This window comes from Vibrio sp. Vb1574, assembly GCF_033338675.1.
Genome location: NZ_JAWOTC010000258.1, coordinates 1 through 1,295, shown reverse-complemented (window position 1 = coordinate 1,295; position 1,295 = coordinate 1). Strand labels below are relative to the sequence as shown.

1 protein-coding gene and 1 pseudogene are annotated in these 1,295 nt (G+C 44.7%); one reads left to right on the top strand and one right to left on the bottom strand.

Annotated features, from left to right (window positions below):
- Positions 1-161: pseudogene (locus tag R7O12_RS25325) on the top strand (RDD family protein); the annotation flags it as partial.
- 57 nt (positions 162-218) lie between these two features.
- On the opposite strand, the gene R7O12_RS25320 reads toward R7O12_RS25325, so the two are convergent.
- On the bottom strand, positions 219-890 hold the full coding sequence (locus R7O12_RS25320) for a DUF2057 domain-containing protein (protein ID WP_318126814.1): 672 nt from the start codon (positions 888-890) through the stop codon (positions 219-221).
- Between the last annotated feature and the right edge of the window lie 405 nt (positions 891-1,295).

The window sequence follows — 1,295 nt, the reverse complement described above, 5'->3', positions numbered from 1 at the left end:
CCATCCGGCTTGGCATTAGCTATCTACTCGAAATGTTTATTCCTGGCGTCCCGTTGGTGAACCTTGTGTTGCTTGTTTTTCATCCAGAGCGACGTTTGTTGCATGATTTCCTCACCAAGACCAATGTCGTGCAAGCACCTGACTTGCTGCTGTCTATTTAGCATGATCAAAAAAAGCCACATTAAGTGGCTTTTTAAATCAGGTCAGTCAATCAACGACTATTGCTGATTGATGTACGCTTTAAAGCGCGCTTTTGTTTCTGCATCTGCTTTGTGGTACCAGAAGTGCAGCATTTCTTCTGCTGTAGAATCTGCTTTCACTGCGGTTGCACGCGCTTGTTTCATGTCTTCAGGAATCTTTGCAGGAAGTGTGACTGGTTGCATGGTCGCTGCGCCAGAAAAAGCGACAGCTGCTGTACCGCCAGCGCGGTTGTAATCTTCGATTTCACGCACGTAATCACGGCCGATTTGCATACCTGGTTTGATCAGCTTGTCTTGGTCAACTGCGACTGCTTTGCCTGAACCATCAACCAGTTTCCAATCGAGATCTTTGATGTTTTCTTCCGCGTCACGCATGTTGCGGTATTTTGGAACTTCAATCGTCAACTCTGCATTTGCAGTATCGAAGCGTGCCACGATAGCATCACTTTCTACGCTTAGACGGTCATTACCTTGGTTGAAGTAAGGTGCGTAGCGGAAAACGACTTGGTTTACGCCATCCGGTAGCGTCAATGTTTTTTCAGAAGCAAAAAAGCCGCCAGAAAGTTTCGCTTTTTCACCGTTTGCTGCCAATACTGAAACGTCGTCAGGAACGCTAACCGTAACGTCTGCGAATGCCATGCCACTCATTGCTAGAGCAAGCGCGCAAGTTAAAGGCTTGATCAATTTCATTGTTTTTATCCTAAGCTTTGTAATTGTCCCAATTCGTCAAGATCGGTCGCTCAAATGTAGGGGGATCTTGGAATTCTTTGGGTATAGCGATCAACGAGATTGCATCGTTAAGTGCTTGATTGCAACTCTCAAGTGTAAGAAGTATGAAAATTTAACAAGAACGTCATTTTTATCTCATCCGTTGCGATGAAACTGTGAGCTAAGGTTAAATAGAAACAAACCGCTGCAGGGCAACGGTTTGTTTTATTCGGTCAAAGAGAAGGCATTACCTTGGTAATTTAAATGCCGGCACCATGTCCAGATTCTGTTTGTTCCTCTTCTTCTTTGAGTTCAGCCATTTCTTCTTGCTGTTGTGCTTTCTCAATGCTCAACCACCAAACGAACAACTCATACCAAATCGCCAGA

Coding starts and splice junctions, on each gene's coding strand:
- R7O12_RS25320 (WP_318126814.1), bottom strand. CDS start 890: ATGAAATTGATCAAGCCTTTAACTTGCGCGCTTGCTCTAGCAATGAGT.